This window comes from Paenibacillus sp. FSL P2-0173 (genome assembly GCF_038008045.1).
GTDB lineage: Bacteria > Bacillota > Bacilli > Paenibacillales > Paenibacillaceae > Paenibacillus > Paenibacillus polymyxa_B.
This window is the reverse complement of record NZ_JBBOYK010000006.1, coordinates 152,781-178,823: the sequence shown is the minus strand read 5'-3', so window position 1 is coordinate 178,823 and position 26,043 is coordinate 152,781. Positions and strand designations below refer to the sequence as shown.

At 46.0% G+C, this 26,043-nt stretch carries 24 protein-coding genes; 14 read left to right on the top strand and 10 right to left on the bottom strand.

The window, feature by feature from the left end:
* Positions 1–159: 159 nt before the first annotated feature.
* Together MKX30_RS25135 and MKX30_RS25130 are read left to right on the top strand one after the other, a co-directional pair.
* Positions 160–2,061, top strand: coding sequence for a serine hydrolase domain-containing protein (locus MKX30_RS25135; RefSeq protein ID WP_341063790.1), 1,902 nt, complete (start codon positions 160–162; stop codon positions 2,059–2,061).
* 99 nt (positions 2,062–2,160) lie between these two features.
* Entirely contained in the window at positions 2,161–5,196 is a 3,036-nt protein-coding gene (locus tag MKX30_RS25130; protein WP_341063789.1) for an endonuclease, read from the top strand.
* Between the two features lie 310 nt (positions 5,197–5,506).
* Here the strand turns inward: MKX30_RS25130 and MKX30_RS25125 are convergent, their stop codons facing one another.
* Positions 5,507–5,854 carry a hypothetical protein gene (locus tag MKX30_RS25125; protein ID WP_023988452.1) on the bottom strand — a complete coding sequence of 116 codons (348 nt, stop codon included), beginning with the start codon at positions 5,852–5,854 and terminating at the stop codon, positions 5,507–5,509.
* Positions 5,855–6,219: 365 nt separating this feature from the next.
* Here MKX30_RS25125 and greA point away from each other — a divergent pair, with 365 nt between their 5' ends.
* Positions 6,220–6,699, top strand: coding sequence for a transcription elongation factor GreA (gene greA, locus MKX30_RS25120; protein WP_013310174.1), 480 nt, complete (start codon positions 6,220–6,222; stop codon positions 6,697–6,699).
* Between the two features lie 133 nt (positions 6,700–6,832).
* Here the strand turns inward: greA and MKX30_RS25115 are convergent, their stop codons facing one another.
* A complete protein-coding gene (locus MKX30_RS25115) occupies positions 6,833–7,372 on the bottom strand; it encodes a transcription repressor NadR (protein WP_028541390.1) in 540 nt (179 codons plus the stop codon).
* The gene (locus MKX30_RS25110; protein ID WP_053325364.1) at positions 7,369–8,523 is read right to left on the bottom strand and encodes an IscS subfamily cysteine desulfurase; all 1,155 of its coding nucleotides are present in this window, start codon (positions 8,521–8,523) and stop codon (positions 7,369–7,371) included. The genes MKX30_RS25115 and MKX30_RS25110 overlap by 4 nt, the downstream gene beginning before the upstream one ends.
* A gap of 166 nt (positions 8,524–8,689) precedes the next feature.
* Between MKX30_RS25110 and nadA the strand changes: the two genes are divergently transcribed.
* A complete protein-coding gene (nadA, locus tag MKX30_RS25105) occupies positions 8,690–9,796 on the top strand; it encodes a quinolinate synthase NadA (protein ID WP_053325365.1) in 1,107 nt (368 codons plus the stop codon).
* A 43-nt stretch (positions 9,797–9,839) separates the two neighbouring features.
* On the opposite strand, the gene MKX30_RS25100 is transcribed toward nadA, so the two are convergent.
* On the bottom strand, positions 9,840–11,195 hold the full coding sequence (locus tag MKX30_RS25100) for an outer membrane protein assembly factor BamB family protein (RefSeq protein ID WP_053325366.1): 1,356 nt from the start codon (positions 11,193–11,195) through the stop codon (positions 9,840–9,842).
* Between the two features lie 232 nt (positions 11,196–11,427).
* Between MKX30_RS25100 and MKX30_RS25095 the strand changes: the two genes are divergently transcribed.
* The 3 genes from MKX30_RS25095 (at position 11,428) to MKX30_RS25085 (ending at position 13,708) form a co-directional block, all read left to right on the top strand.
* Positions 11,428–11,748 (top strand): hypothetical protein, encoded by a 321-nt coding sequence (locus tag MKX30_RS25095; RefSeq protein ID WP_023988457.1) that lies wholly within the window; start codon positions 11,428–11,430, stop codon positions 11,746–11,748.
* Positions 11,714–12,547 carry a membrane protein insertase YidC gene (gene yidC / locus MKX30_RS25090; protein WP_023988458.1) on the top strand — a complete coding sequence of 278 codons (834 nt, stop codon included), beginning with the start codon at positions 11,714–11,716 and terminating at the stop codon, positions 12,545–12,547. Before MKX30_RS25095 ends, yidC begins: the two co-directional genes overlap by 35 nt.
* Positions 12,548–13,033: 486 nt before the next feature.
* Positions 13,034–13,708, top strand: a complete 675-nt coding sequence (locus MKX30_RS25085; protein WP_339202028.1) for a phosphatase PAP2 family protein — start codon at positions 13,034–13,036, stop codon at positions 13,706–13,708.
* A gap of 42 nt (positions 13,709–13,750) precedes the next feature.
* On the opposite strand, the gene MKX30_RS25080 is transcribed toward MKX30_RS25085, so the two are convergent.
* Complete coding sequence (locus MKX30_RS25080) at positions 13,751–14,401, bottom strand: undecaprenyl-diphosphatase (protein ID WP_341063785.1); 651 nt, start codon at positions 14,399–14,401, stop codon at positions 13,751–13,753.
* A gap of 147 nt (positions 14,402–14,548) precedes the next feature.
* On the opposite strand from MKX30_RS25080, the gene MKX30_RS25075 reads away from it, so the two are divergent.
* Both MKX30_RS25075 and MKX30_RS25070 read left to right on the top strand, forming a co-directional pair.
* Positions 14,549–15,259, top strand: coding sequence for a response regulator transcription factor (locus MKX30_RS25075; RefSeq protein WP_075154156.1), 711 nt, complete (start codon positions 14,549–14,551; stop codon positions 15,257–15,259).
* Complete coding sequence (locus tag MKX30_RS25070; RefSeq protein WP_069080109.1) at positions 15,259–16,632, top strand: sensor histidine kinase; 1,374 nt, start codon at positions 15,259–15,261, stop codon at positions 16,630–16,632. Before MKX30_RS25075 ends, MKX30_RS25070 begins: the two co-directional genes overlap by 1 nt.
* A gap of 49 nt (positions 16,633–16,681) precedes the next feature.
* Here the strand turns inward: MKX30_RS25070 and MKX30_RS25065 are convergent, their stop codons facing one another.
* Positions 16,682–17,155, bottom strand: a complete 474-nt coding sequence (locus MKX30_RS25065) for a C40 family peptidase (RefSeq protein WP_028541384.1) — start codon at positions 17,153–17,155, stop codon at positions 16,682–16,684.
* 352 nt (positions 17,156–17,507) lie between these two features.
* Here MKX30_RS25065 and MKX30_RS25060 point away from each other — a divergent pair, with 352 nt between their 5' ends.
* Both MKX30_RS25060 and MKX30_RS25055 read left to right on the top strand, forming a co-directional pair.
* Positions 17,508–18,542, top strand: a complete 1,035-nt coding sequence (locus MKX30_RS25060; RefSeq protein ID WP_023988465.1) for a glycosyltransferase family 4 protein — start codon at positions 17,508–17,510, stop codon at positions 18,540–18,542.
* A 5-nt stretch (positions 18,543–18,547) separates the two neighbouring features.
* Positions 18,548–19,291 carry a succinylglutamate desuccinylase/aspartoacylase family protein gene (locus tag MKX30_RS25055; protein ID WP_068938722.1) on the top strand — a complete coding sequence of 248 codons (744 nt, stop codon included), beginning with the start codon at positions 18,548–18,550 and terminating at the stop codon, positions 19,289–19,291.
* A gap of 226 nt (positions 19,292–19,517) precedes the next feature.
* On the opposite strand, the gene MKX30_RS25050 is transcribed toward MKX30_RS25055, so the two are convergent.
* Entirely contained in the window at positions 19,518–20,861 is a 1,344-nt protein-coding gene (locus MKX30_RS25050) for a sugar phosphate nucleotidyltransferase (RefSeq protein WP_023988467.1), read from the bottom strand.
* A gap of 60 nt (positions 20,862–20,921) precedes the next feature.
* Positions 20,922–21,758, bottom strand: a complete 837-nt coding sequence (locus tag MKX30_RS25045) for a DUF6492 family protein (protein WP_071558791.1) — start codon at positions 21,756–21,758, stop codon at positions 20,922–20,924.
* A 208-nt stretch (positions 21,759–21,966) separates the two neighbouring features.
* Here MKX30_RS25045 and MKX30_RS25040 point away from each other — a divergent pair, with 208 nt between their 5' ends.
* Positions 21,967–22,830 carry a YheC/YheD family protein gene (locus MKX30_RS25040; protein WP_340960024.1) on the top strand — a complete coding sequence of 288 codons (864 nt, stop codon included), beginning with the start codon at positions 21,967–21,969 and terminating at the stop codon, positions 22,828–22,830.
* Positions 22,831–22,917: 87 nt separating this feature from the next.
* Here MKX30_RS25040 and MKX30_RS25035 read toward each other — a convergent pair whose 3' ends face one another.
* A complete protein-coding gene (locus MKX30_RS25035; RefSeq protein WP_069080112.1) occupies positions 22,918–23,400 on the bottom strand; it encodes a DinB family protein in 483 nt (160 codons plus the stop codon).
* A gap of 138 nt (positions 23,401–23,538) precedes the next feature.
* On the opposite strand from MKX30_RS25035, the gene MKX30_RS25030 reads away from it, so the two are divergent.
* On the top strand, positions 23,539–24,087 hold the full coding sequence (locus MKX30_RS25030; protein WP_023988471.1) for a CGNR zinc finger domain-containing protein: 549 nt from the start codon (positions 23,539–23,541) through the stop codon (positions 24,085–24,087).
* Between the two features lie 194 nt (positions 24,088–24,281).
* Positions 24,282–25,061, top strand: coding sequence for an ABC transporter ATP-binding protein (locus MKX30_RS25025; RefSeq protein ID WP_023988473.1), 780 nt, complete (start codon positions 24,282–24,284; stop codon positions 25,059–25,061).
* Between the two features lie 17 nt (positions 25,062–25,078).
* Here MKX30_RS25025 and MKX30_RS25020 read toward each other — a convergent pair whose 3' ends face one another.
* Entirely contained in the window at positions 25,079–26,005 is a 927-nt protein-coding gene (locus tag MKX30_RS25020; protein WP_028541378.1) for an AEC family transporter, read from the bottom strand.
* Positions 26,006–26,043 lie beyond the last annotated feature (38 nt).

The window sequence follows — 26,043 nt, the reverse complement described above, 5'->3', positions numbered from 1 at the left end:
GATTCGCTTTATTATGTGCACTCCCGCGATGGGAAGTGCGATGATTCCATAGCGCCATGCTGATGGCTTCCATATGGAGTATAAATATCTGCTCGCTATGCAATCACCGCACGGTTCAAATCATTAAATCAACTTCATACGTAAGGATGGTACTTCAATATGAAGAATAAAGGCATTTGCTACCTATCCGCTTTTTTAGCAGCGTTGTTTCTCTCGAACCTGCTCATTGCTTCGGCATGGGCAACAGACAGCATAACACCTGATTCATTGGAAAAAACAGTGGACAATATTATGAGTACAGAATTGGAAAAATTGCATATTCCGGGGGCTGCAGTCGTCGTGACCCAGGAAAACCAAATCCTTTTTAGTAAAGGCTATGGATATGCAGATATGGAGCGGAAAGTGGTATTCGATCCAGCAAAGACCATTGTTCGTGTCGGATCTCTAACCAAATCATTTAGTGCAAGCGCCACGATGCAGCTGGTTGAGCAAAATAAGCTTGATTTGAATGAAGACGTGAACAGCTATCTCCACAGCTATAAAGCTACGCAATACCAAAATCAGCCTTTCAATTTGCATCAGCTTTTGACACATACCTCGGGATTAGATGAAGCGCTGTACGACATTAACAGCTCGACTCGGGCAGGCGTTTTGCCCACAGAGCAGTATCTCAGCACGTATTTTCAAAATCAGCCTCCCATCCGCAAACCTGGAATTCAGTATGATTACAGCAATGTCGCCTACGGTCTGATCGGTAATATCGTGGAGCAAGTAAGCGGTCAGGGACTGAATGATTACCTCCGTACACATCTGTTCCAGCCGATGAATATGCCCAGCGCGACACTGGAATTGCCGTTAAATCATCCTGCACTGGCCCAGTCGTATCAGTGGAAGGACGGAGCGTATTTGAAACAGCCTTTGTCGTATATCAATCTGCCGGGAGCAGGAGCGTTGAACATCACACCCAACGAGTTTTCCCATTATCTGATCACTCATTTAAACCAAGGCAAGTATGAGGGCAAAGTGGTGCTTCAGCCACATACGGTAAAAGTGATGCATGCGCAGCAATTTGCAGTCGATGCACGCCTGGATGGCGTGGGCTACGGATTTTTTCGTGGTCATTTGGAGACGGGAGTACCTATGCTGTGGGCTACCGGGGAAATTGATGATTTTATTTCTGAGATGGTATTGATTCCGTCCCAAAAGATTGGTATTTTTGTGATCATTAATTCAGCTGACACGGACACCCTGCTACATGGAAAAGTCATCCATGCGATAGCCCAAATGCTGCCCTCAGAGCCGCAGGCCGTTTCGCAGTCACTAGCTCGCTCTTCCACACAAGTGAAACTTTCGCCAGAGATCGAGGGCGTATATCAGGTGGATTCTAATCCTGTTCATGGTTGGGGAAAATGGATTCGGATACTGGGAAGCATTACATACACCGTGCGAATTCAAGATGATCATACGTTAATTGTTAAAGGAAAACACCCAAATGAGAATGAAGCAACAGACAAAGTGTTTCAAGCAGCAGGTGATGGATTGTTTGTGGAAAAGGGGGGCCAGCTTAAAATTTTGCTGTATCAGGAAAACGGTACTTGGATGATGGTTGCCCCAGACAGTAAGACCATGAAGCAGACGACACTTTGGCACCGTACCTGGACTCTGCTTGTCAGCTACGCTGCCGCCTCCTTATTTTTCATCACAACCTTGCTGATTTGGATCGTAAGATATGTGATCAGAGATATCCGTAAAACGAATAATCACATTTCGTCCAACCTTGCATTCATTGCGTCACTAAATTCGATTTTTCTCGGGGTGCAGGTCATCTATGGTAACAATCAGATAGTGTATGGCTATTCCGCCTGGTATATCTGGGGAATTTGCACGTTACCGCTCATTTCAGCTCTCATTGCCGTATGGGTACTGATCGTGAATGGCGCAAAGCTGATTACAGGGGAAAGGAGACCCCGGGCTGCTGGGAAAATCCTATTTGCGGTACTCACATTGCTGCATACGGTGTATCTCTTTTATTGGAATTTACTTCCTATTCATTATTCCTAAAGATTTACAAAACAATGCATATTCGAACATAAATGAATGCTAAAATTTGTATCTGATGCCCCCCAGAGGGGCTTTAAACCAACAAACAGGAGGAGAATAATGGGAATCTTTCGTCGCTTTACATCCCGTAGCTTCAAATACGCAACTGCTATGGTTTTCACTTTATCGTTGTACGCTGGTGTTGCGGGCAGCATACAACCGGTACGGGCAGAAGGTCCGGCGGACCCAGCCCCCTTCATTGCTGCGAAAGTGGTCAATGAGAACGCTGGTAAAAAAGTGCTGTTTGATAATACACATGGACAGACGGCTGGCGCAGCAGATTGGGTGATTAATGGTGGATTTTCAGACTTCGGCCAAGCCCTCGCGAGCAATGGCTATGATGTACACGAGCTTCGCCAATCTACGTCTATTACTTACAATGATCTAAAGAATTATGATGTATTTGTTACGGCAGAGCCAAATATTCCTTTTAAACAGAGCGAACAGGCTGCAATGGAGCAGTATGTAAAAGCAGGCAATAGTATTTTTTTCATTGGAGATCATTATAACGCGGACCGCAACAAGAATCGCTGGGACGGATCGGAGAGTATTAATGGCTACCGTCGTGGTGCATGGGAAGACCCTGCGAAGGGAATGAGTGCAGAAGAAAAAAGCTCGGCAGCAATGCAGGGCGTAGTCAGCTCAGATTGGCTGGGCAGCCAGTTTGGTGTGCGCTTTCGCTACAATGCATTAGGCGATATCACGGCCAATCAGATTGTCGAGCCAGCGCAGGCGTTTGGCATTACAGCTGGAGTGAGTAATGTGGCAATGCATGCAGGATCAACACTCGCGATTATCGACCCAGCGAAAGCCAAGGGAATCGTATATCTTCCTAAAACCAATCAGGCTTGGGGCAACGCGGTAGATCAGGGCGTTTATAACGGAGGCGGAATTCCAGAAGGACCTTATGCAGCTGTATCGAAAGTAGGACTAGGCAAAGCTGCTTTCATTGGGGACTCGTCTCCTGTCGAAGATGCAACGCCAAAATATTTGCGCGAAGAGACAGGAACCAAGAAGACAACGTATGACGGCTTTAAGGAGCAGGATGACGCTGTGTTATTGGTCAATATCGTAGACTGGTTGTCCAACAAGGAGGAGTATACCAGCCTGACGGAAGTGAAAAGCTTACAGCTGGACCAGCCGACGGCATTACTGCCTTTTGAAGAGCCACAGGCTTCCACGGAACCACAAGCCGAGCCTTGGTCCGCTCCCGCAGCCGGCTACAAATGGTGGGATCAGCAAACATTCAAAGCAGGGTCCTATGGCGGACCTACAGCCAGTGCGCAGCCTGTGTACAGCATCGTTCGTCAAGAGCAGCTGCCCAATGCAGAGCCTTTTCAAATTCGAGTTACTGCCGACCAACTGGCTCCTAACAGCACGATTAGCGGATTTAGCACAGGTATTTATGTAGCGGGCGGCAATCAAGTAGCCCAGATTCAAAATCCGGATGGAAGCTGGCCAACCACATACGGCTATAGCGGAACATTTAGTCTGGAGTCCAACGGCAAAGGGCATGCCTATAAGGACTTGACGGTGCGGATCAAGCCGGGAACCAGTGGTTCAGCTAATCTTAGACTGAGGCAAAACGGCAGCAATCTGCTGACCCAATCCGTCGTGCTGGCTGATGTCCCGGCCCAGCCGTTGCCTGAGGAAGGCAATACGGTTCCAGCTCGTATCAGTGTCGCAGAAGCACGGAGTCTCCCGGCTGGCAAAGTCGTGACCTTAGAGGGTGTTGTGACGACAGAACCAGGTGCATTCGGGGGTCAAGCCTTTTACATGCAGGATGAAAGTGGTGGGATTTATGTATATCAGAACCAAAGCGGCTTTCACCAAGGTGATCGAGTAAAGCTTACAGCAAGCTTGGCACTGTATAATAGTGAGCTAGAGTTAACCGATCCAGTGGCAATTGAAAAAACGGGAGAAGGACAAACGCCGGAAGCTGTACAAGTCACCGAACTCAGTGATGCGAACCAAGGACAGTTAGTTGAGCTTCCTACGGCAATGATTCGTAATGTGATAGACGCGACTCCCGTAGGTTCGTTTGAATTTGATGCAGTATCTGGTGAAGGAAGTCACCATGTGCGCGTCGATGCACGTACAGGCTTAACACGGACATCTTTTCCATATCAAGAAGGACAGCAAGTGAAGCTGAAGGGAATTTCGGCGATTTTCAAAGGGAATTATCAGTTAAAACCGCGTGGACTGGATGATTTTTCAGCTCAGACAGGCGCAGCATTGCAGGAAGTAGAGCTTTCACTGGATCAAACGACCCTCAACATTGGGGATACGGCAGCGACACATCTCAAGGGTACGCTGACAGATGGCAGCGAAGCTGATTTAAGCCGCGCTTCTGTTCAGTATATCAGCAGTCATGAATCCGTTTCACTGGATACGTATGGAGAACTTAAGGCCCTAAAAGAGGGGAGCGCGGAGATTACAGCCAGCGTCACCTTGGACGGTCAAACAGTGGTATCCAATCCTGTAGCCGTTAGAGTCAAAAAGACTGCTGTAGGTGAAGTGCCAGGAAAACCTGTGCTGTCGCATGATAACGGGCAGGACACCGGGCTGAAGGATGGCAACTACAACATCACCATGAATCTGTGGTGGGGTACGAATGGTGATGAGCTCAAGTTGTATGAAAACGACAAGCTGATTGGCACCCAATCGTTGCAAGCCGCTTCCCTTGGAGCACAGCATGCAGTCATTCCTGTTACAGGCAAGACCAATGGTACCTACACGTATACTGCAGAACTGATCAACGCTTCTGGTAAAACGACCAGCGACCCATTAACTGTCGAAGTGACCGATGCATCCCCTGGCATTCCAGTGCTGTCTCATGACAATTGGGACGGTGACGGCACCTACACCCTTACAATGAACATGTGGTGGGGCACGAATGCGACAAAATACAACTTATATGAAAATGGAGAACTGATCGACGCACAGGATCTGCCAAGCCAAAGCCCGCAGGCCCAAAGTGCAGTCACCAACATCCAAAATCAAAAGCCGGGTACATATGAGTATCGGGCCGAGCTAGTCAATGCTTCAGGAGAAGTTAGTAGTAAAACGATAAGCGTGGAAGTGAAGGAACGTTAAGTAAAAATGATGGATCGTTAAAAAGCAAGAGCATCTATTGACCTTCGAGAGTCTATAGATGCTCTATTTTATTTTTACGATATGTCTGCCACTATGGTGTTCTGTCGAGCTGTATTTATATAAGAGAGAAGCATGAAAAAAGTACCCGCAGCGGGTACTATCATTTTAGGATTGTGTTGGTTGAGCAGACAGTCCCTCTATATCTGAGGAGCCATAGAAGAACAAGGCAACTAGTATCACAATAATGACAACCTCTGCAAAATATTCTCCATCAAACTCACTCACCACAAATATCTCCTTTCGCCACTTGTTAATTGTTTACTTTCTGTGAAAAGGCCTGTATTACCTGGTCCAGTGTCATGTTCCCGTTATCATTTAAAAATTTCACCATATTATCGACATTGGAAGGAGTAGATGCTAATGTTTTGTATTTTCCTGTGAGTCCCAAAAACAATGTTGCTTGTCTGTATAAAGTCACGGAATCGACGTTTAGTTTTCCTGTTAGTAGGAGGGCTGCCACTAAGACCTCCACATTTTTCCCTTGAAGAGCAGAAAAGATAGCCGAATTACTGTTTAATCCATTTTTCTTTTGACCGTTGGGGGGGGATTTGGATTTACGATTCCCATTCCCATTACCATTCTTTCCTAAGGAAGCCATTGAATCTTCCTCCCGCCATATACTGCTCCTGCCTGGTTTTCACAAAATTCGGGACAAGGACAGCGGCACTGCATGTGCTCATCAATATACGTTATGATCATACGATATGCGAATAAGAGAGCATTGGTTACTATAAGAATCACCCTGGCTGAAGGTAGTTGGCTACTATTATCAGTAATTTATTTCGCATGTTGGTCCGATTTAGAGTAAACTACAATAAAGCAAGCCAAATGAGCAATTTGCATACATCCCAAGAGCGTTTCCAATCAGCAATGTTTAGACCGAAACGGTTTAGTTCGTTTATTGTATTTTTGAGCGTTGAATTGGAATTAAGCAAATGCTGAAATAGGAGTTGTAGATAAAATATGTCGAATGAAGAAGTATTGTTAACTAAAGAGGGATTGGCCAAGCTAGAGGATGAGCTTAAGGAACTGAAGACCGTAAAACGTAAGGAGCTAGCCGAACGGCTTAAGTTGGCTATCAGCTACGGTGATTTGAAGGAAAATAGTGAGTATCACTCAGCCAAGGACGACCAAGCATTTATGGAAACCCGCATTCTCATATTGGAGAAGATGCTGACCAAAGCCCGGGTCGTGGACGAGAGTAATTTAGACCTTAGAACCGTTAGTATCGGATCGACTGTCATTCTGAATGACATCGAATTTTCGGAGAAGATGGAATACAAAATTGTAAGTCCTGCTGAGGCGGATGTTCTGGATAACAAAATTTCCTATGAGAGTCCTTTAGGCAAGGCACTTTTGGGGAAAGAAGTGGGCAGTATCATTCATGTGGATGCACCCATGGCTGTAATCAAATATGAGTTGCTTGAAATTAAGCTCACATAGTTCATTCCCGATTCCCTTATATGAGGGGGCCGGGATTTTTTTATTTCTCGCTACTTACATACCGTCCATGTGGAGCACAGTTGCACTCCACATACTGGACAGGATTTTCTTTACTCCGCTATAGCGCACTAAGTTAGTCCGTCATCAGGAAGCCTGCTTGCTCCAGTGCAGCGCAGGCATCGTTAATTTTATCTTCATCCGAGGCATTCAAGGTATGCAGGTGGATGCCTCCCGTCAGCTGGGACAAATAAGTGGCCTGGGTGGAACTGATTTTACGGATAAAATCGTCCACTTCCTTGCGAGTTCCAACCCGTATCGGAGCAGTTAGATCCCCGTATACCGGATGCTCAACAATAACATCCTGCACACTTACACCGTAGTCCACAATCAGCTTTAGTTCCTCTTCTGTCTGTTCAGGTCGATGTTTACACACAATAATACGTGAGGCTAAGGGGGCTGTCTGACCCGCAGGCTCCATATAAATGTATCCTTGACTCGTTGCAAGGATAGGCTCTTGGCTTGCTTTTAACAGGGAAATATCCTGTACAATTACTTGTCTGGAAACGGAGGATCTGCGTGCCAGTTCGCTCCCGGTCAGCGGTGATTCGCTCTTCAGCCACAACAGCAGCTGCTCGCGGCGATCCGTACCTGACCGCTTTAAAGATTCAGTCAACGGGATAAGCTCCTTTCTTGTCGATGCGTCAGGTCTGTCAAAATATCTACCAGTACATTCAATTCCTCGATGGTGGTTGCCCTTCCGAAAGAAATACGGATAAATTGTAATGCTTCACGGTCGGATGCTCCAAGCGCTTGTAAGGCAGGCGAAGGATCGTGGTGTCCGGCGGCACATGCGCTTCCGGTTGATATACAGACACCTCTGCGATTACATTCCAGCATAACATATTGTCCCTCGTAACCGTGAAAAAAACATCCAACTATATGATGAAGCACTGCTTTATTCTCGCTTTCCTGTACGACCCAACGTAACGGAATGGATCTTTCCTGAATTTTCCTAATAAAGTGTCTTCTCAGGGTAGCATATCGCTCCTGATGCGACTCCATCTGTTCGGTCATCATTTCTGCCGCCGCGACAAAGGCTGCAATCCCGGGAACATTAACCGTTCCAGGACGAAATCCGTTTTCATGTAGCGTATCAGGGTACACGGGACGCCACGGGGTTCCGGGTTTGAGATATGCAGCACCGACACCTTTGGGGCCATACACTTTATGGCTCGATACAGAGAGTGCATCTACTCCCATGGCTTCTACATCTAAGAGAATATTCCCAAATGTCTGTACCGCATCACTGTGCAGCAAAATACCCCGTTCGTGTAGCAGGGGAGATATGGCAGCAAGGTCCTGAACCAGTCCCGTTTCCGAATTGGCGTGTTGTACAGATACAAGTCCGGTGTTTTCTCTCAGGTGAGGTAAAAGAGCTTCGCGAGTCATTCGTCCTTCCCGATCCGGTTGCACAATGGTCAGTTCATAGCCCTGACGTTCCAGCAAAGTAGCAAGGTTGTACATCGAGTGATGTTCCAAAGCGCTCATGATCCAATGCTTTTTATGCGGCGGCAACCCGCTCAGGATCGATTGCACAATCAACATATTAGATTCTGTTCCCCCGGTTGTAAAATAGATGCCTTCCTTTTGCCCGCCAATTATATTCGCCATCCGTTGCCTGCTGTAATCCAGCGCGTAGGCTGCTTGACCGCCCGCATCATGGAGGCTGCTGGCATTTCCGAACATTTCCTTATTTAATACGTTATACATATTTAGAGCTTCGTCACACATAGGTGTGGAAGCGGCATAGTCCAGATAAATCACAGCAATTCCTCCCTGCTCAAAAATAATTCCATTCAAAAACTCTTGAGATTATTGTAGGCATGTGTAAATATAAGTGTCAAGACACTTGTAAATATGTATGTACACAAAGCGGTTATCTGTTCGTGAGAGCGGGAACGATCAGCCGTATCGATATGGAGGGATTCTAATGTCTATGCTTAACGTTTTACAAGGAAATCGAGGGCTTATGCCAGAGCATTATAAGACACTGACGGTTGCTGACATGGAGCAGCGAGTGGCCGAGCTGAAACAAAAATGGGGACCCAAGCTGCTTATACCAGGCCATCACTATCAGAAGGACGAGGTTATTCAGTTTGCTGATATAACAGGAGATTCTCTACAGCTTGCTCAAATGGCTGCACAAAATCAGGAAGCGGAGTTTATTGTATTTTGTGGGGTACATTTTATGGCGGAGACAGCGGATATGCTGACTACTGATCGACAGACTGTTGTCCTGCCGGATATGCGTGCAGGCTGCTCGATGGCAGATATGGCGAATGTGGAGCAGACAGAACGAGCATGGAAGCATTTACAGGAATGGGTAGGAGATACGATCATACCGTTAACGTATGTAAATTCCACAGCAGAGATCAAAGCCTTTGTAGGACGACATGGCGGGGCTACCGTGACCTCTTCGAATGCCAAACAAGTGCTGGAATGGGCGCTGAAGCAAAAGGAACGTATTTTGTTTTTGCCGGATCAGCATTTAGGTCGCAATACAGCTTACGATCTTGGAATTCCGCTGGCTGAAATGGCCGTGTGGAATCCCATGACCGATCAGCTGGAGACTGAACAGGACCCGGCAACCGTAAAAATTATTTTATGGAAAGGGCACTGCTCTGTTCATGAAAAGTTTACAGTAGATCACATTCGCAATGTCCGCGAGCGTGATAAGAACATCCGGGTCATCGTGCACCCCGAATGCTCTTATGAGGTCGTACAGCTCGCAGATTGCGCGGGCTCCACAAAATTCATCATCGATACCATTCGCGCGGCAGAGCCGGGAACCCAATGGGCTGTTGGCACAGAAATGAATCTCGTGCAACGAATCAAACAGCAGTACCCTGAACAGCAGATTGAATCGCTCAATCCCGATATGTGTCCCTGTCTGACCATGAACCGGATCGATCTTCCCCATTTGCTGTGGGCAATGGAGCAGTTTGATCGGGGTGAGCCTGTGGGTGTGATTCGTGTGGATGCTCAGATCAGACAGGATGCTGTACTAGCATTGAATCGTATGCTTGCTATCCGTTAACCTTTTGCTGTTCCAGCGAGAATGCTGCTTAAAATCTTTGGTCTTATTTTAAAGAAGCAGGGAGCTTGACGCCAAGCAGACGGTTTCCGCTTTGAATAAATATCATTCCACCGGATTTGAGCGTTGGACCGAAGGAGCGTGAGCCTGTGTTGACAGCAAACACGGGCTTTAAGCTCATCAAATCATAGCCATGAAATACGCCATCTGATTGCCCGACATAGACTCCTTTACCGAATACGTCAGCTTGAACGGTCGGATTATCGCCGTCGTAATGAATGAATTGACCTGAGGACAGCTTCATAGCAGTCAGTCTGGATGTACTAAAATCTTGGTAGAACATGCGACCTTCATGAATAGACAATAAAGGAACAAGTTGATCATAGCCATTTTGCGCCCACTTGCGAGCAGGTTTGCTGTCTGGCTTGTAGTTCCAAAAATCATAGGAAGCTAGTGTCTCTCCCTGAAAGACATAAAGGTCTTTACCGTACAAAAAAGCAGAACCATATACACCTCCAGATCGGTAGACACCGTCTTTATTTTCAGGCTCGGTCCAGCGATACTGACGGTCTCCTTTGGATTTACCTGTCTTGAGGTCGTACTGTGCGATCGTAACTTTATGGTTTACCGGGTCATCATCAATCATAAACGTATTGGCAACAGAGTAGACAATCCCGTCTTTAACGGCCAGTGGAAAAGAACTTCTGAAGCTGTCCCAAAGCTTTTTGCCGGTTTTAGCGTCATAGGCATTAATCTGTTCAAAGGTCAGGCTGCCCTGTACATTATAGTTGCGGATAAGCACACCGTCAGTTTCCATTATTTCGCCCAAACCACTGTATGAGTTCTTATCCTCACTGATTTTCCACTTCACCTTGCCACTGACAGCATCAATGGCAGCCGTTTGCACCGATTGCATAATATATATAGTTGGACCAATGCGCTGAATACCATATGCTTCAGTAAATCCAAGCGGAGTGGACCACACTTTCTTGCCAGCTTCTGTAACGGCATAGATAGAACCGCTTCGTGTCATTCCGTAGATGATACCTTTGTTGTACGTTAAAACAGGGGTAAGTTGATCACCATATTGCCACAATTTCCGACCCGAACTGGCCTCAAGGGCAACCAGTCTATGGTTCGAGTCAACCGCGAATACCTTACCGTTTTCCGCTATTGCTACCGCCTGATCTGGATATCGGTTTCTATCGATTGGGATAACGGGAAAAGACCAGGAAGGTTTGATCACAGGTGCCTGGATTGTGGTGCTATAAGCGGCGTTACTCATGGAGACTGCAGATTGCTCTGCACTTGCCTTTTCAGTGAATCCATCGCTGATTAAGGGCAGCCCAATGCTGGCTAACGCCAATCCTGTAAACAATGTGCTGTGTATCGTTTTTCTCATACGCGCTGGCTCCTTTAATGGTTAATAGGGGAGTAAGGCTTTATAGAAAGTCACCTTTGATTAGACTGTAAATAAACCCAAAAGTTTCATGTTGTATTTACATTTTGGTTGTTTTGAGCATAAATACTTAAATTCAGTTGCTTGTGTCCAACCTGTATCTCTAATTAAAGATTAGTCGCTTGTCCGGTTTTCGTGCTATAATTGTAGCAACAAACCGAAGGAGGTGAATCCCTTGTTTGAGCTCCAGGACCTACTCCCTTATTTATTTACAATCGGCTTGCTGTGCACAGTGACTTATGCATATCTCGCTCATTTGCACGGCAATGTACCCGAATGCTGGGTCGAAGGCGGGCCCGTAAGGTCGCATGCTTCTCCACAGATGCCGATGTCTGCCCGTGGACAGGACATGCCTGTCCGGCTGGCCCGACATATCCGGCGTAAGGAAGCGCCGGATGAAGATGCATCCGATTGTTCTCCCTCGTTGAACGATGGCACAGCCAATCAACGAGGAGGAACATATGAAACGATTCAAGGGATTCACCTTTTGGGGTAAAAAAGAACGGATATTAGGATTAATGGTAGCGTTGGCGGTGGTTATGCTGCTGTCTGGTTGTGGTGCGAATGCTGCGGAGATAAATGCACAGACACCCGGATTTTTTAATCATTACGTGGTGTTCCCGCTTTCTTGGCTTATTCAGCAATTGGCGCAATGGTTTGGTGGAAGCTTTGGGCTGGCGATTATGACTTTGACATTCATTGTCCGGCTGGCCTTACTGCCTCTTATGATGCGTCAAACGCGTGCCCAGCAGGGGATGAAGCGTAAGATGAGCGCCATGCAGCCTGACTTGGACCGAATTAAGAAGAAGTATGAAAACAAGAAAGATACCACCAGCCAGCAGAGTATGCAGCAGGAAATGATGTCGCTTTACAAAGAGCATCAATTCAATCCGCTTAATATCGGTTGTCTGCCTATTCTCATTCAGCTCCCGATCTTGAGCGGTATGTACACTGCAATCCGCTTAACCCCGGAGCTGGCGTCTCACTCCTTCCTATGGTTCCGGCTCGGACAGCCGGACTGGATTTTGGCAATCGTCGTCGCAGTTGTATACTTGGCACAGGCCAAGCTTTCTCAGCTTCAGATGACGCCTGACCAGCGCAAGCAATTTGCGATCATGGGCTATCTTTCACCGATTATGATGGCGGTCTTTTCCTTTAATGCCCCTTCTGCCATGCCATTATATTGGACAGTAAGCGGCACCTTTTTGCTGCTTCAGTCGCTGTGGTTCCGCAGACGCTATCCAATAGAGGAAGCAGAGAGTAAGGTTAAACTTGGAGAAGTCACACCAACCTAAATAGAAGATGATATTTGTTTAACTTAAGATTTGCGCTTGTAGTATGCCACGTGTAATCATAGGATGTCATTCGAGCCGTTTATAAGGCTTAGAATGGCGTCCTTTTTTGATGCTGCTTTTTCGCTACATTCCGCTTGTGATTTTGTAGTCAATATGAAATCCTTATATTATAAAATGATTCTTAAAGTTGGGAGAGGCTATATGAGAACTCCAACCACGTCCATAGAATGATATGATCATCAAATAAAGGAGGACGGATGCTATTGCATGAGAAGCGTGCAAAAAGCACCGGGCTATATACCAACAGGGATACCTCATGGGCGCCCGATCCCACCTTTTCCAAAAAAATGGGTTTCGGCATGTGGAGGATGCACCTAGTCTTTGAATGAAATGATAACAGAAAAATGGGTAAAGTAAGATATATACGAAAGCTAATGCTGGACTTTGTTTTATCACGCAATGAATGTTATGGAGGAACTATAGAAAATGAAGAAAACACCAACAAAGCTGCCCATTTCCTTAGCACTGCTCACATGTATAGTATGTGCGCTCGGTTTTGGCTTAATCGCATTATGGGTGAGCGACCATCAAATACGGTATTTTGACCAGAAAATTATTACGGCTATTCGACAGCTGGAGTCGCCCGCCATGACCCGTCTAATGAAATTTTTCACCATGATCGGCAGCGGGATTCCAGTTGTGATCATCATTTTAATTGCCATGTTCGTGCTTTATAGAGTATTGGGACACCGCAGAGAACTGCTTTTTTTGGCGGCTGCTGTGTTGGGATCGGTAATGCTGAATACGATACTGAAATTGCTTTTTCAGCGTGCGAGACCGGAGATTAACCGTATTATTGAAGAGAATGGATACAGCTTTCCGAGCGGACATTCCATGACAGCTTTCAGCATGTACGCTGCGCTGACATTTTTAGTGTGGAAGCATGTTCCTTCTAGGCTGGGGCGTATCCTTCTTATTGTGCTCAGCAGTCTGCTGATTGTAGCAATCGGAACGAGCCGCATTTATTTGGGCGTACATTATCCGAGCGACGTTGTGGGTGGCTATTTTATGAGTGGCTGCTGGATGGCGGCTTGTATTTGGTTTTATCAGCGGTACGAAGAACGACGAATGCTGCCACTTCGCTCCAAATCGACAGCATAATAGGTAGCATAAATAAATGAAGCATATAAAAAAGCAGACGCTTTAGCGTCTGCTTTTCATTTGGACAGAGGAAGTGTGTTCAGTCATCTTAGTTCTGGCCTGTTCACCAGGCTTGAGCCCCAGCTTCTGCTCCCATTTTCCATAAAATATAATAGCCGCCTGCATGAAGATGCCAGGAAGCTTCCGGCTTCGAATGAATTGATGAACGCCGACGGCACAACCTGCACCAATAAGCGCACCTGCCAAAATATCCGAGGGATAATGCACTCCGGTCCACACGCGGGATACTGCGATGAGTACAGCCAAGATAACCCAGAGAACACGGAATTTTTGATGATGAAGCCATAAAATGGAAGCCAGAGCAAACGCTCCAAGTGCATGGTTACTTGGGAATGAAGCATTAGGATCATGGTGAACAAGCTGAATGACTGAATGTCCGACAAAAGGTCGATCTCTGTAAAACAAATGTCCAAGGCCCCAACTAATTACAAAACCGATACAAACCGTTATAACGGCTTCTAAAACCATCATCCGATGCGGCATTTTAAAAGTGAACCAGTAAATCAGCAAAGCCACTCCGAATAAATACGGTGCATATTGCGCCAAGAAACGCATGGTTCCATTCAAAAAGGCGAGGGAATTAGCCAGTTCATTGATCCAGTGAAATAAAGCATAATCTACATTAATTAACATGAATAAATTACTCCTTAACATCAAAAAATTGAATAACAAAGTTATATTATAGAGCGACTACACGGATAAAAGCTTAAAATCAAATAAAAAATGAATGTCATTTCCATTACTCATTTGTTTTTTCTATAGAAAATAGGTGGTTTTGCGATGGAAAAGTCGGTGCTGGTCATTGATGATGAAGAGAAGATATCCAGATTGCTTCAGTTGGAGTTATCCCATGAAGGATATGCAGTTGAAATCGCACAGACGGGCAGAGAAGGATTGGAAAAAGCTCTAGCACGTACATGGGATATCATCATTTTGGATGTAATGCTGCCGGAGATGAACGGGGTCGAGGTACTGAAGCAGATTCGAAAAGTGGACAATCATACACCAGTAATTATGGTCACTGCACGTAACACGACTCCTGATAAGGTTTCAGGTCTGGATGAAGGTGCCAATGATTACATTACGAAGCCTTTTGAGATCGAGGAGTTATTAGCGCGGATGCGGGCCAGTATGAGGCATCAAATGGAGCCAACAGCTACCGCTTTACAAGAAGAGGACAAGCCGCCGTCTAGGCTCCAAGTGGATAGTTTGGTGTTGGAACGCAAAACCAGGTCAGTAGTGCGGGAAGGAAACCGAATCGAACTGACGCCAAAAGAATATGATCTGCTTCTTTATCTGATGGAGCACAAAAATCAGGTATTGCAGCGGGATCAAATGATTCAGGACGTGTGGGGATTTGATTTTGTCGGTGATACGAATGTCGTAGATGTGTATATCCGGTATGTTCGCAAAAAAATTGATCATGGATACAAAAAGAAATTGATAAAAACCGTGCGCGGTGTTGGGTACTTCATCCGGGAGGAAGACTAGTGAAGCTTCGGACCAAAATCACCCTGCTCAGTTCTATTTTAGTGATGTCGATACTCCTGTTTGTGGATGTTACAGTTCACCTATTGTTCGTCAAAATCGCTACGCGAAATGAAAGAGAAGTGCTGCAAAATAAGTGGACTGAAATCATTGCCGAAACCGGACCCACGATGATTCTGAAGAATGCATGGGGCCCCAAACTGAAAGATGAGCTTTCTGGAGATACCATTTTGAGGGTATTTGATCAGCAATCCCGACTTTTGTATGAAGTAAGTCGCCAGTCCCGCTTTAAGCTGGGCGATATACGTTTTAACACTTCTCAAAGCTCTCAACTGACAGATGTACAGGGTCATAAAATTCTGGTTATCCATCTGCCTGTGCTTTCTCTGGAGGGCAATCAGAAGGGGACGCTGGAAATCGTGGAAAAATGGGATGCACTCGAAACCAATCTCGATATTTTAAATACGATTCTCATCACATCGACTGTAGGGGCTATGTTGCTAAGCTTGGTAGGAAGCACGATTTTGGCGAATGCCATATTGCTGCCGATTTCCAGTAGTATTCAAACGATGCAGGAAATTGAAAGAAGCTTGAAATTTAAAAAAATCCCCGCTGGCAGTCATAATCAAGATGAATTGTCCCAAATGACCGCCACTTTTAACCGAATGATGGAGAGATTAGAAGAAAGCTTTCAGAGCCAGCAGCAGTTTGTTTCAGATGCCTCACATGAGCTGAACACCACTCTTATGATTATTGAGGGCTATGCCAACATGCTGCGGCGGTGGGGCACGCGTGACGAGGACATTCGTAAGGAATCCATTGAATCGATCTATGAAGAAACTCAGCGAATGCGTACGATGACACAGCAGTTGCTGACTCTTGCCTCCTCACAGCAGAAAGATCCTGAGCCGCATGAGCGGATAGAAATGATCGGTTGTTGTCAACAGGTGGTAGCGCATCTCAAGCCTGTACATGATCGTCAAATTTCTATTTTAACAGAAGAGAACGAAATTTGGCTGGATGCCAATCTGACAAAAATAAAGCAGTTGCTAGTGATCCTGCTGGATAATGCATTAAAATACAGCTCGGATGAGATCGAAATAGGGTTATCTACAGATGAAAAGGATGTCTATATCCAGGTTAAGGATTATGGGATCGGAATACCTGAGGGCGAGATCAAGCGGGTCTTTGAACGATTTTATCGGGTAGATAGCTCTAGGCATCGTAAAACCGGAGGAACCGGGCTGGGGTTGCCAATTGCCAAGGCAATTACAGATGCCCATCAGGGTACGATACGCATGGAGAGCGTAGAAGGAGAAGGAACGGTAGTCAACGTCACGCTGCCCCAAAGACAACAGGAAAGGCTGTCCCGCTAGTAGATACATCTACTAGCGGGACAGCCCTTTTTATCATCTGAAATTTATTCTAAAGGACACGACGTGCTGTTGTGTAATTGCGACTCCACCATCCGGAATTTAGATCTGTAACCGTTACGCCGCCTTTACCATACGTATGCAGAATTTTGCCGTTCCCCATGTAAATGGCTACATGATGAATTGGTGCATAGAAAAAGACCAAATCGCCTTTTTTCAGCTGACTACGCGGTACGAAAGTGCCAACAGTTGATTGCTGTCTAGACGAACGTGGTAGCTTAATGCCATTTTGTGCAAATACATATTGAGTGAATGAAGAGCAGTCAAAAGAGCTTGTATTGCCAGCTGGGGCTCCATGCTCATAACGCACGCCCATAAACTGGGAGCCTTTAGAAATAATCCGATCAGCTTTACTTGCCGAAGCAGCATGAGTGGTGGCTGGTCCAACGACGAAGCTCCCTGCGCTCAATGCCAAAGTCATAGTAAAGCAAATACCCATCCACAATTTTTTAGAAGTATGTTTCATATATAAATTCCTCCGTTATTCGTATTGTGTTGATGTCCTGAAATGACAATAACACAAATAAAATATCCGGAATTTACCACTCATGGTTACAAACCTGTTACCCCAACGCTTTGTCCTCATTTATTAGAAAACGATGAGAATTTTCTCCTTAATTTTGGCTTGACAAATTGTATAGACTCCACTTATAGATAGGCTCGTATGACAAAAAGCGACTTGCAGACGATTGGCACAAGCAATCACGCAAAATATACATACCTATATACTACAATTTATAACTTGTACGGGAGTATGCTCTGATTCCCGTTGACATTGTAAGGATCACACCGATTTCCGGTCAGGAAGGGGAATTCGTATGGCTTCAAAGCAGAATAAAGCACTCAAAAAACGGCGTCTAACCATTGTTCAGGTCATTTCCAACTATCCAGATGCACAGCCGGTACCCTCCAACAAGGGCGGAACGGAAAAGGTCGTGCATGAATTAACTGAGGAATTGGTGAGACGAGGGCATCATGTATCTCTTTTTGCCGCTCTTGGGAGCAGGAGCAGTGCGCGGTTGATTACCTATCCCAAGGGTTTGAAACATAGTCAGATCCCCCAATATGTACTCCGGCATATGCCTTCCGACACACATATCATTCATGATCATACCTTTCGTTCTGCTGTAGGGCGTAGGAAGCTGCCTTGTCCATCAGTATGCACCGTTCATCTTCCAGTGAAGAGACACGGTAAAAACCCGGTATATGTCAGTAAACGAGCACGTCAGCTGATGGGCAGGGGCAAAGGATTTTATATCTATAACGGCATTAACACACATGAATACGAGTTCAGCAGTGAGAAGCGTGGCTACTTGCTGTTCATGGGCAGAATTATACGAAATAAAGGTGTATTGCAGGCCATTCAGGTTGCAGAACGAACAGGAAAAAAACTGCTTATTGCAGGTCCTATCAAAGCTCCAGAATTTTTCCGCAAAGAGATTCAGAAACGAATTCAGCGTAATCCGAATATACGCTATGTGGGGGCAGTTGGAGGCGATCAGAAACAGAAATTGCTGAAACATGCAGAGTGTCTGTTGTTTCCGACACTGTGGGAAGAGCCATTTGGACTCGTTATGGTTGAGGCCATGGCTTGTGGAACACCGGTGCTGGCATTAAAAAACGGCTCCGTTCCCGAGGTGCTCTCGGGCTTTCCACAGTTGATTTGCAAATCGGTTAGCCAAATGGCACGAAAAGCACAGCAAAAAAACTACCCGTCACCAGCGAAGCTGCGTTTGTATGTGACTCAAAGATTTACCAACAAACAGATGACCAGTAACTACTTAAGACTATACCGTGAAATCATCCGTCGGAGAGAACAAAAGAGAGGACAACGACAGCCTACACGGAGGTGAGGGGAATGCAGGTTAAACGGTATATGCTCGGAAAGGGCTCTTGGGCAACTCCTTATTATATAGCCACAGGGGCACAGAAAGGTCCGTGTGTGATGGTGGTGGCGGGAATACATGGTAAAGAAATAGCAAGCATACGAGCTGCTGAGAAACTGGTAAAGCTTTTGAATCAGCAAAAACTGCGATTTAGCCAGGGTAAGCTTATAATTGTACCGATTGTAAATCAAGAGGCTTACCGCAAACGGATTAGAGGAATACCTGATCTTAATCGAACCTTTCCGCGCAAAAAAAAGCAGCTGGCAACACAACCACTTTCCGCTGCTCTATTCAAATTAACACAAAAGCATCAACCGGAATGGTATCTCGACTTGCATGAGGCTAACGGATTGTCACAAAAGGATGCCAAGGTGCTTGGTCAAACGCTAATCACCAACAAAGCCAATTCGGTGGTTCCTGCGGTTCGCCGGATTATTAAGCGAATGAATCGCTCCATCCTGGTGAGCGACCGACATTTCAACATTCGGCTGCATGAGCTCCCAGGTTCCTCCCGCACTGCTGCAGCCCGTATTTTAGGTGCACGTGCGGTTACCGTGGAAACGGGTTGGAGCCTGCCCAAGAAAGTACGCATACACTATCAGTTAGAGATCGTCCGGCATTTTTTAAAAGAAGCCGGAATAGTCAAAGGCAACGAGGTATATTTATCTGCCAAGGTTAGAACTATTATCTCAAGAAAATATGGCATCACAAAATAAAATCGCTTCTGGAGCAAGGATTTTTTCACCTTGCTCAGGAGCGATTTATTATGTGCGACCTCCGTTCAGAATCCGTAGCGTGCTATGTTATATCTGAGGATTTTGCAAAAAATCCAATAAGCGACTTCCAATGAACAATATATAGATCGAAATGCTCTAGTTCGTATATATATTGCACTTTGGAGCGACTGGAATCGAATTTTGCAAAATCCTGATCTATGTGTTGTCAGGCCTCGGATTTATAGAAGGCATTCACCAAGCTGTTCCCCAGACGTACCTCAATCAGCTCCAGTGGTGTATCCAGATCGGCACGGATCGTGTGATACGTATCAACCGGAATGCTAAATACAGAACCGCTTGCGGCAGCAAAACGTTCTCCGTTCAGCATGACCTCTCCACGACCGGACACAATCGTCCATACTTTAAGTCCACTGCCGTGAATACGGCCATTCAAGCGGTGATCTGGCAGTACCGTCAGCCGTATGGCCAGTATATCGTTCAGACTCCGATGATCAAACTCGTCCAGCACCCGGTAACTGCCCCAAGAGGTTTCACCATGCATGGGGTGAAGTTGAAGTTTACCTAGCTGCTCCTTGATTACGTGGGCATGGCTCTTGGACGCAATGAGAATGCCGTCGGGACTCGCAGCAGCAATAATATCTTCCACGCCAATGACATGAATTGGATAGGGCAGCTCATTGACGATGTGCGTACCAAGAGTCTGACCACTAATCTGTCCACGCCCGATCACTTGGCTGCTTAGCTGCTCTGTTAGGGCCTGCCAGTTGCCGATGTCGTGCCATTCGCCATCGTAGGGCAGGACGATGGCATGTTCGGCACGCTCTGCAATCTCCTCATCAAAACTGCGAACCGGGAGGCTATCATACATTGCGCATAATGCTTTATCGTTCAGCGGCAAATAACTTCGCTCCATACAGGACAGCATATACCGTAATGTAAAAGCGTAAACACCACAGTTCCACAGCGCGCCCTGATGAATAAGCTGTTGTGCCCCGGAGAGATCCGGCTTTTCTGTGAAGCGGGCAACTTGCGCATAAGAAGTTTTCCCTTCCCGTATCATTTGCAGACCCGGAACGACATAGCCGTATTGGTCGGAGGGATGAGTAGGCCTTGTCCCAAGCATAGCCAGATCGGCTCCGCTCTCAAGCAATAAGCCGGAGAGCGCTGCTATGCTATGGAAGAAATCCTCCCCTGCATACATGTCCGCTGGAGCAATGCAGAGAACTTCATCCAGCCCCGTGCCTCTGGTGTGAAAATAAGCAGCCGCCAGTGCAGCTGCGGTGAAGGTTCCCCGTTTGGCAGGCTCGCCTAGAACGGGCAGACGACCTTCTGTATGGCGAAAGGCTAGATTTACCTGACTCCGATGAGCCAGAAGCAGGGCTGAGGAATCCAGCCCGGCTAAGGTGAGCTGACGGTACACCCGGCTGAGCATAGATTCCTTTCGCCCGTCAGGAGCGGACAACAACCGGAGAAACAGCTTCGACCGGATTTCGTTGGATAGTGGCCATAGCCGTTTTCCGGCACCACCGCATAACAATACGATGCGCACGGACGTTTCCTCCTTCAATGCAGATCCATTGTACTGCATCATTTTGCAGGATTTTAAGAACTATTTTAGCGATGATTCAATCTTTGTTTTTGGAGCAAGCTGGTACACCTTGCGTTGATGAAAAGATAAGGAGCGATAGCTCTTGGCCAAGACATCCAATTGTTTTTGCGACAGGGAAGAAGCCCGACTATGAAGCGCTTTATTCAATGACTTGCGCAAAATCATCCGAGAGGGCTGATTGCTGTATAAATAGTTGGCATACGTTTCATATTCGGAAAACCCAAACTGTTTTGTCCGGTCTATACTGTGGATAATTGCGTTGTACCAAGGTTTTCCATGTCGGGCCTCGATAACTTGCTTGAGCTGGGTAAGCCGCGCTTTTTCAAAAAGCATATAGTGAGTAACAAAGGACTTTGGTGAGGGCGCTTTAACGCCCATCAACTTGTGATGGGTGCGAAAATACTCAGGCTGGCTCCAGCTGCGGTAGTAAAAAATCGTTTTTCCGTCTTTACGGAACGTATGTGGACGAATCAAAATCGTGTCCGCGTCAATGACGAGAAAAAAAGAGGCTTTACTGATTTTGTCGCCATTCATTTTGAGCAATTGTTGATACAGCCAGCCTGAGCGGTCCCAGCGCGTTGTCCCGTAATGAATATGTTTTTTGGTGATGGGCAGCACCGTTTTTTCGTCTATAAATGTACATTTCTTGTTTACGCACAGACGGCGAATCCCGGTGCTTTGCGGTGAAACGATATAAATATTTCCAATTCGGTGCTGCACATGACGGCGCAGACTATCAATCACCAGCGGTAGTGTGGCAATATCTTTATCAATTGCGGGAATCAGAACATCGATTGTAAGGGAACCCTTCCGTGGCCCATCCGATTGCGCTGACATGTTATTCACTCCCTATATGTGCAAATATATGCTCCCAGCGTCTCACAATATCGTATGCTTGGACAGGCGCTTTCGACCGGGCAAGGTCAAACGTCCATTTCTATGCAGGACAGGGCTGATGAAGCTTCGAATGGGGAGTTAGCGCATACGATAGATTGATCTTTTTTAACAGGAGCGTTCTACCTGAGAGTAGAGAGGAGAGGGGCAAGTGAATTCTTCACAAGCGCAGGCGTTGCGCAGCAAATGGCATAAAACCCAATTGTTGCTCCAGCATGGCAGCATCAAACCTTATGTACCAGAAACTCGCAAATATAACAAAGCAAATTTGAAGTCAATGCTGGAGAAATACGGTATGGTCTATGTAAAACCCGAGCGAGGTACCTTTGGTAAAGGTGTAATGAGAGTAGAGCAGGAGGCCGGCCAGCGTTTCGCCTATCAATATGAGGAAACGCGTCATGAATTTAAACATTTGGATGCACTATATACCAACCTATCGAAACATACGGGGAAGAAAAGTTATCTCATTCAAAAGGGAATCCATTTACTACGCCATCAAATGCGTTATTTTGATATTCGGGTCATGGTGCAGCGGAATGAAAAAGGGCTATGGGAGTCTACCGGAATTATTGGACGTCTTGGTCATCCCCGTAAAATCGTGACTAACTATCATAGTGGTGGTAAGCCGATGGCCTTGGAGCAGTTACTAAAATCCCATTTATCGCAAAGCAAACAGGCGGAGCTGGTCAAGAAACTAAATGAACTGGGTCTTACCATCGCCAAACAACTGCAAAAAACATATCCGAATTTCCGGCAAATTGGTGTGGACATTGGACTGGATCATCGCTTTATCCCGTGGATCATTGAGGTGAATACGAAGCCGGACCCATATATTTTTAACCAATTAACAGATAAGTCCATGTACCGTAAAGTGTTAAGCTATTGGCGACTGGCTAATGAAAAAAGGAAAGTCTCCGTCCCAAGCAAAGATACAAATAAAGACAAGAATAAAGATAAGAGTAAAGATAAAAATAAGAATGTAATTAAAGATTCAAAAAAAGAAAAAATATCTTGACCAGTAGATTGCTTCATTGCGAGCAGCTAATACAGAAAAAAGGATGAATATTTCATAATTCATCCTTTTTAATTAGGATATTTATTTTTAAACGCGCCAAGTACCCAGTTGTTTACGTATAAGTACGATTTGTCCACTATGATATGCATCGTGCAGCGTCCACCGCGATAATTCAGCACCGAGAGTGTCGGAGCCGAGAGGCTTATCCAGATCAGCATCATTCAGAGCAGTAATGGCGACAAGCAGTTGGTTTACAAGAGCTTCTGCTTCTTTCAGCGTCTCCTGCCATCCTTCATGGTCTTCAGCATCCCCTGGCGGACCGAATGTCTCATCGTTGCTTATTCCAGTTGAGCTTACAGGTCGGTCAGTTAAACGTCTCAAAATACGCTCATTGTAATAATTAATGTGACGAACCGTTTGCCAAATCGTGTTTCCTCCACCTGGTGGTGTCCAAGTGGCTTCCTGTGTATTCACACCGTGAAGTGCTGCGGCAAGAGGAACAATCCATTCTTCCTTATCCCATGAATTTTCTCTTTGCAATACCAGCATATTTACTCGATCTCGGCTCACCTAACCCAACTCCTTTTGTAGGGATGTAACTAGCTAAATGTAGAATAAATCGTTACAATTAATAATGTAGCATGACAAAATAAGATTTGCAACCAGTTAAAATGATTTTAGTGGTTACAGGCGGTAGGGGGAACTCTTTTGAATACACTTTGGACTGATTTTGTAAACAGCGAATGGCATGACTGGAGAGGTAGCGGGCGTTCAGAAGATCGTTTGTTGAAGCCGGAATGGCAAAATGACTTTCTCATACAGTGGCAATTTTCCGCTCCGGTCCCAGCCAGTGCAGAAGATATCGAAGAAATGCAAATTCTCCGGCGGGAATTGCGTAGCTTCGCTGAGCACCTGACTTCCGGAGGACAAATGACATCTGATCTGGTGGATACGATTAACCGGAAGATGATAGAAGGGGGGCCGGTCACTCGCTTATTAAAGCAACAGGATGAGCATTTCAACATTGTGCTGGAACCTGTGGCAAATGGTTGGAAAAAAGTGCTGGCAGAGGTGGTAGCCGATTTTGCCCAGGCATTCGTCAATAGCGGCGGCTCCAGAATTCGTATTTGCGATAACACCGATTGCCGATGGGTGTTTTACGATGATACCCGAAATCGGTCAAAGCGATTTTGCGACGATAAGATGTGCGGTAATTTGATGAAGGTACGTCGATTTCGCGAACGTAAGAAACAGTAGATGAAGCGAGAGAATTTACATGAGCAGTACATGTTGAGCCCACTCCTATATGAACAATGGAGTGGGTTATTTAAAATTGAACAACCAGTGACCCTATGCTATGCTTACATGAAAGAGAAGCTAGACGTACTAACGATGATCTTTACTATGCGTATAAACATCTGATGATACGACGAATAGAAAGGATGTATGCCATGAATTCTGTCATTGAACTTAACAATGTAAGCTGGAAGAGAGATAACCGCACCATACTGGACCAAATCAATTGGCAGGTAGCTGAGGGAGAGCACTGGGCTGTACTCGGCTTGAATGGGTCAGGTAAAACAACGATGCTCAATATGATTAACGGTTACATATGGCCAACCACAGGTAGTGTCGGTGTATTGGGCCATACCTTTGGAGATGTGGATCTGAGGGAACTGCGCAAATCTATCGGTTGGGTCAGTTCCTCTTTACAGGAAAGAATTAATGGGAGTCAGCGTACGCAGGATGTTGTCATTAGTGGCAAATTTGCCTCCATTGGACTTTATGATCAGACGACGGATACAGATTATGAACAGGCCGTTCAGCTTATGACGCAACTGGGGTGTGCTCATCTGGTGGATCGGTTGTATCAGGGATGCTCACAGGGAGAAAAGCAAAAAGTGCTTATCGCCCGTGCATTAATGGCCTCGCCCAAGCTACTGATTTTGGACGAGGCGTGTAATGGTTTGGACTTTTTCTCCCGGGAAGCATTGCTGGATAGCGTTCGCCAGTTATCGGAGTCGCCGGCTTCGCCGAATTTACTGTATGTTACACATCATATCGAAGAAATTCTACCGATGTACACGCATACGATTCTAATCCGCCGGGGCACGGTATTTGCCAAAGGTAAAACGACTGATATTCTAAGCAGTGAAACGCTTAGTGCTTTTTTTGAAACGCCTGTGCAAGTAGAATGGAGACAGAATCGCGCATGGCTCTCTATGGTGTAGAGAGTCTTTTTTGCTCGCTAACCTGCTACCAACATAATCAGAATAGGCAATATCAGGAATGAGGCAAGCGTGCTCCACAGGATGCAGGTGGAAACCAGTTTTGGCGATGCATTAAATTTTTCTGCTAAAATGACAGCATTCACAGCAACCGGCATCGAGGCCAAAATGAAAAGAACGGAGAACAAAAGGCCTGAAATTCCGAGTATCAGCATAGCAAGACAAGCCGCAAGCGGCGAGAGCAGAAGCCGAATTGTTAGTCCGGCGTAGCTGGCTTTTTTAATAGACGACTCCAGCTTGAATATTCTCACATAAGCCATCTGGGTGCCAAGGATCGCCAGCACGACCGGAGAATAGGCGGCAGCAATCATCGAGACGCCTGACTGAATCCCTAAGGGAAGATGCCAGTCCAGCAGCCGCAGTCCCATGGCGAGTAGAGCTGCATAGATCGCAGGAAGTGAAAACACCGACTTAACAGCACTTTGAACAGAAAATTCAGAGCGGGCTGCAAAGTAAACGCCAATGGTATTGACCATAATCATCTGGATGACGACATACACGGAGGCTTTATCCAGACCGAGCTGCCCAAAGGCAAGTAAAATAAGGGGCAGGCCATAATTTGCACTATTGGTCAGCGTAGAGATTAAGGTAAGTCCAGCCGTTTCCGGAGTGCTCAGTCTAAAGATTTTCCCCGCTAATTGTGCAATTCCCCACAACAGCAGCAGGTTCAGTATTGAAAAAGCGGCAGTCTGCGCCACATCATGCCAGGAAAGCTGTGCTTTGAGTAGCGTGTCCAGAATCATTGCGGGGCTTAAAAAATATAAATACAAAGTCGAGAGCGGTTTCGTTTCCAGCTTCATAAATTTGCCGAGTAAAAATCCGGCGATCACTGGAATGGACAGCGGAACGATAACGGATAATAGAGTTGAAAGTACGATTTGAATCATGAATTCCACCCATCCTTTCTGTAATGACATTTTCCATT

Coding starts and splice junctions, on each gene's coding strand:
- MKX30_RS25135 (WP_341063790.1), top strand. CDS start 160: ATGAAGAATAAAGGCATTTGCTACCTATCCGCTTTTTTAGCAGCGTTG.
- MKX30_RS25130 (WP_341063789.1), top strand. CDS start 2,161: ATGGGAATCTTTCGTCGCTTTACATCCCGTAGCTTCAAATACGCAACT.
- MKX30_RS25125 (WP_023988452.1), bottom strand. CDS start 5,854: ATGGCTTCCTTAGGAAAGAATGGTAATGGGAATGGGAATCGTAAATCC.
- greA (WP_013310174.1), top strand. CDS start 6,220: ATGTCGAATGAAGAAGTATTGTTAACTAAAGAGGGATTGGCCAAGCTA.
- nadA (WP_053325365.1), top strand. CDS start 8,690: ATGTCTATGCTTAACGTTTTACAAGGAAATCGAGGGCTTATGCCAGAG.
- MKX30_RS25100 (WP_053325366.1), bottom strand. CDS start 11,195: ATGAGAAAAACGATACACAGCACATTGTTTACAGGATTGGCGTTAGCC.
- yidC (WP_023988458.1), top strand. CDS start 11,714: ATGAAACGATTCAAGGGATTCACCTTTTGGGGTAAAAAAGAACGGATA.
- MKX30_RS25085 (WP_339202028.1), top strand. CDS start 13,034: ATGAAGAAAACACCAACAAAGCTGCCCATTTCCTTAGCACTGCTCACA.
- MKX30_RS25080 (WP_341063785.1), bottom strand. CDS start 14,401: ATGTTAATTAATGTAGATTATGCTTTATTTCACTGGATCAATGAACTG.
- MKX30_RS25075 (WP_075154156.1), top strand. CDS start 14,549: ATGGAAAAGTCGGTGCTGGTCATTGATGATGAAGAGAAGATATCCAGA.
- MKX30_RS25065 (WP_028541384.1), bottom strand. CDS start 17,155: ATGAAACATACTTCTAAAAAATTGTGGATGGGTATTTGCTTTACTATG.
- MKX30_RS25060 (WP_023988465.1), top strand. CDS start 17,508: ATGGCTTCAAAGCAGAATAAAGCACTCAAAAAACGGCGTCTAACCATT.
- MKX30_RS25055 (WP_068938722.1), top strand. CDS start 18,548: ATGCAGGTTAAACGGTATATGCTCGGAAAGGGCTCTTGGGCAACTCCT.
- MKX30_RS25045 (WP_071558791.1), bottom strand. CDS start 21,758: ATGTCAGCGCAATCGGATGGGCCACGGAAGGGTTCCCTTACAATCGAT.
- MKX30_RS25025 (WP_023988473.1), top strand. CDS start 24,282: ATGAATTCTGTCATTGAACTTAACAATGTAAGCTGGAAGAGAGATAAC.
- MKX30_RS25020 (WP_028541378.1), bottom strand. CDS start 26,005: ATGATTCAAATCGTACTTTCAACTCTATTATCCGTTATCGTTCCGCTG.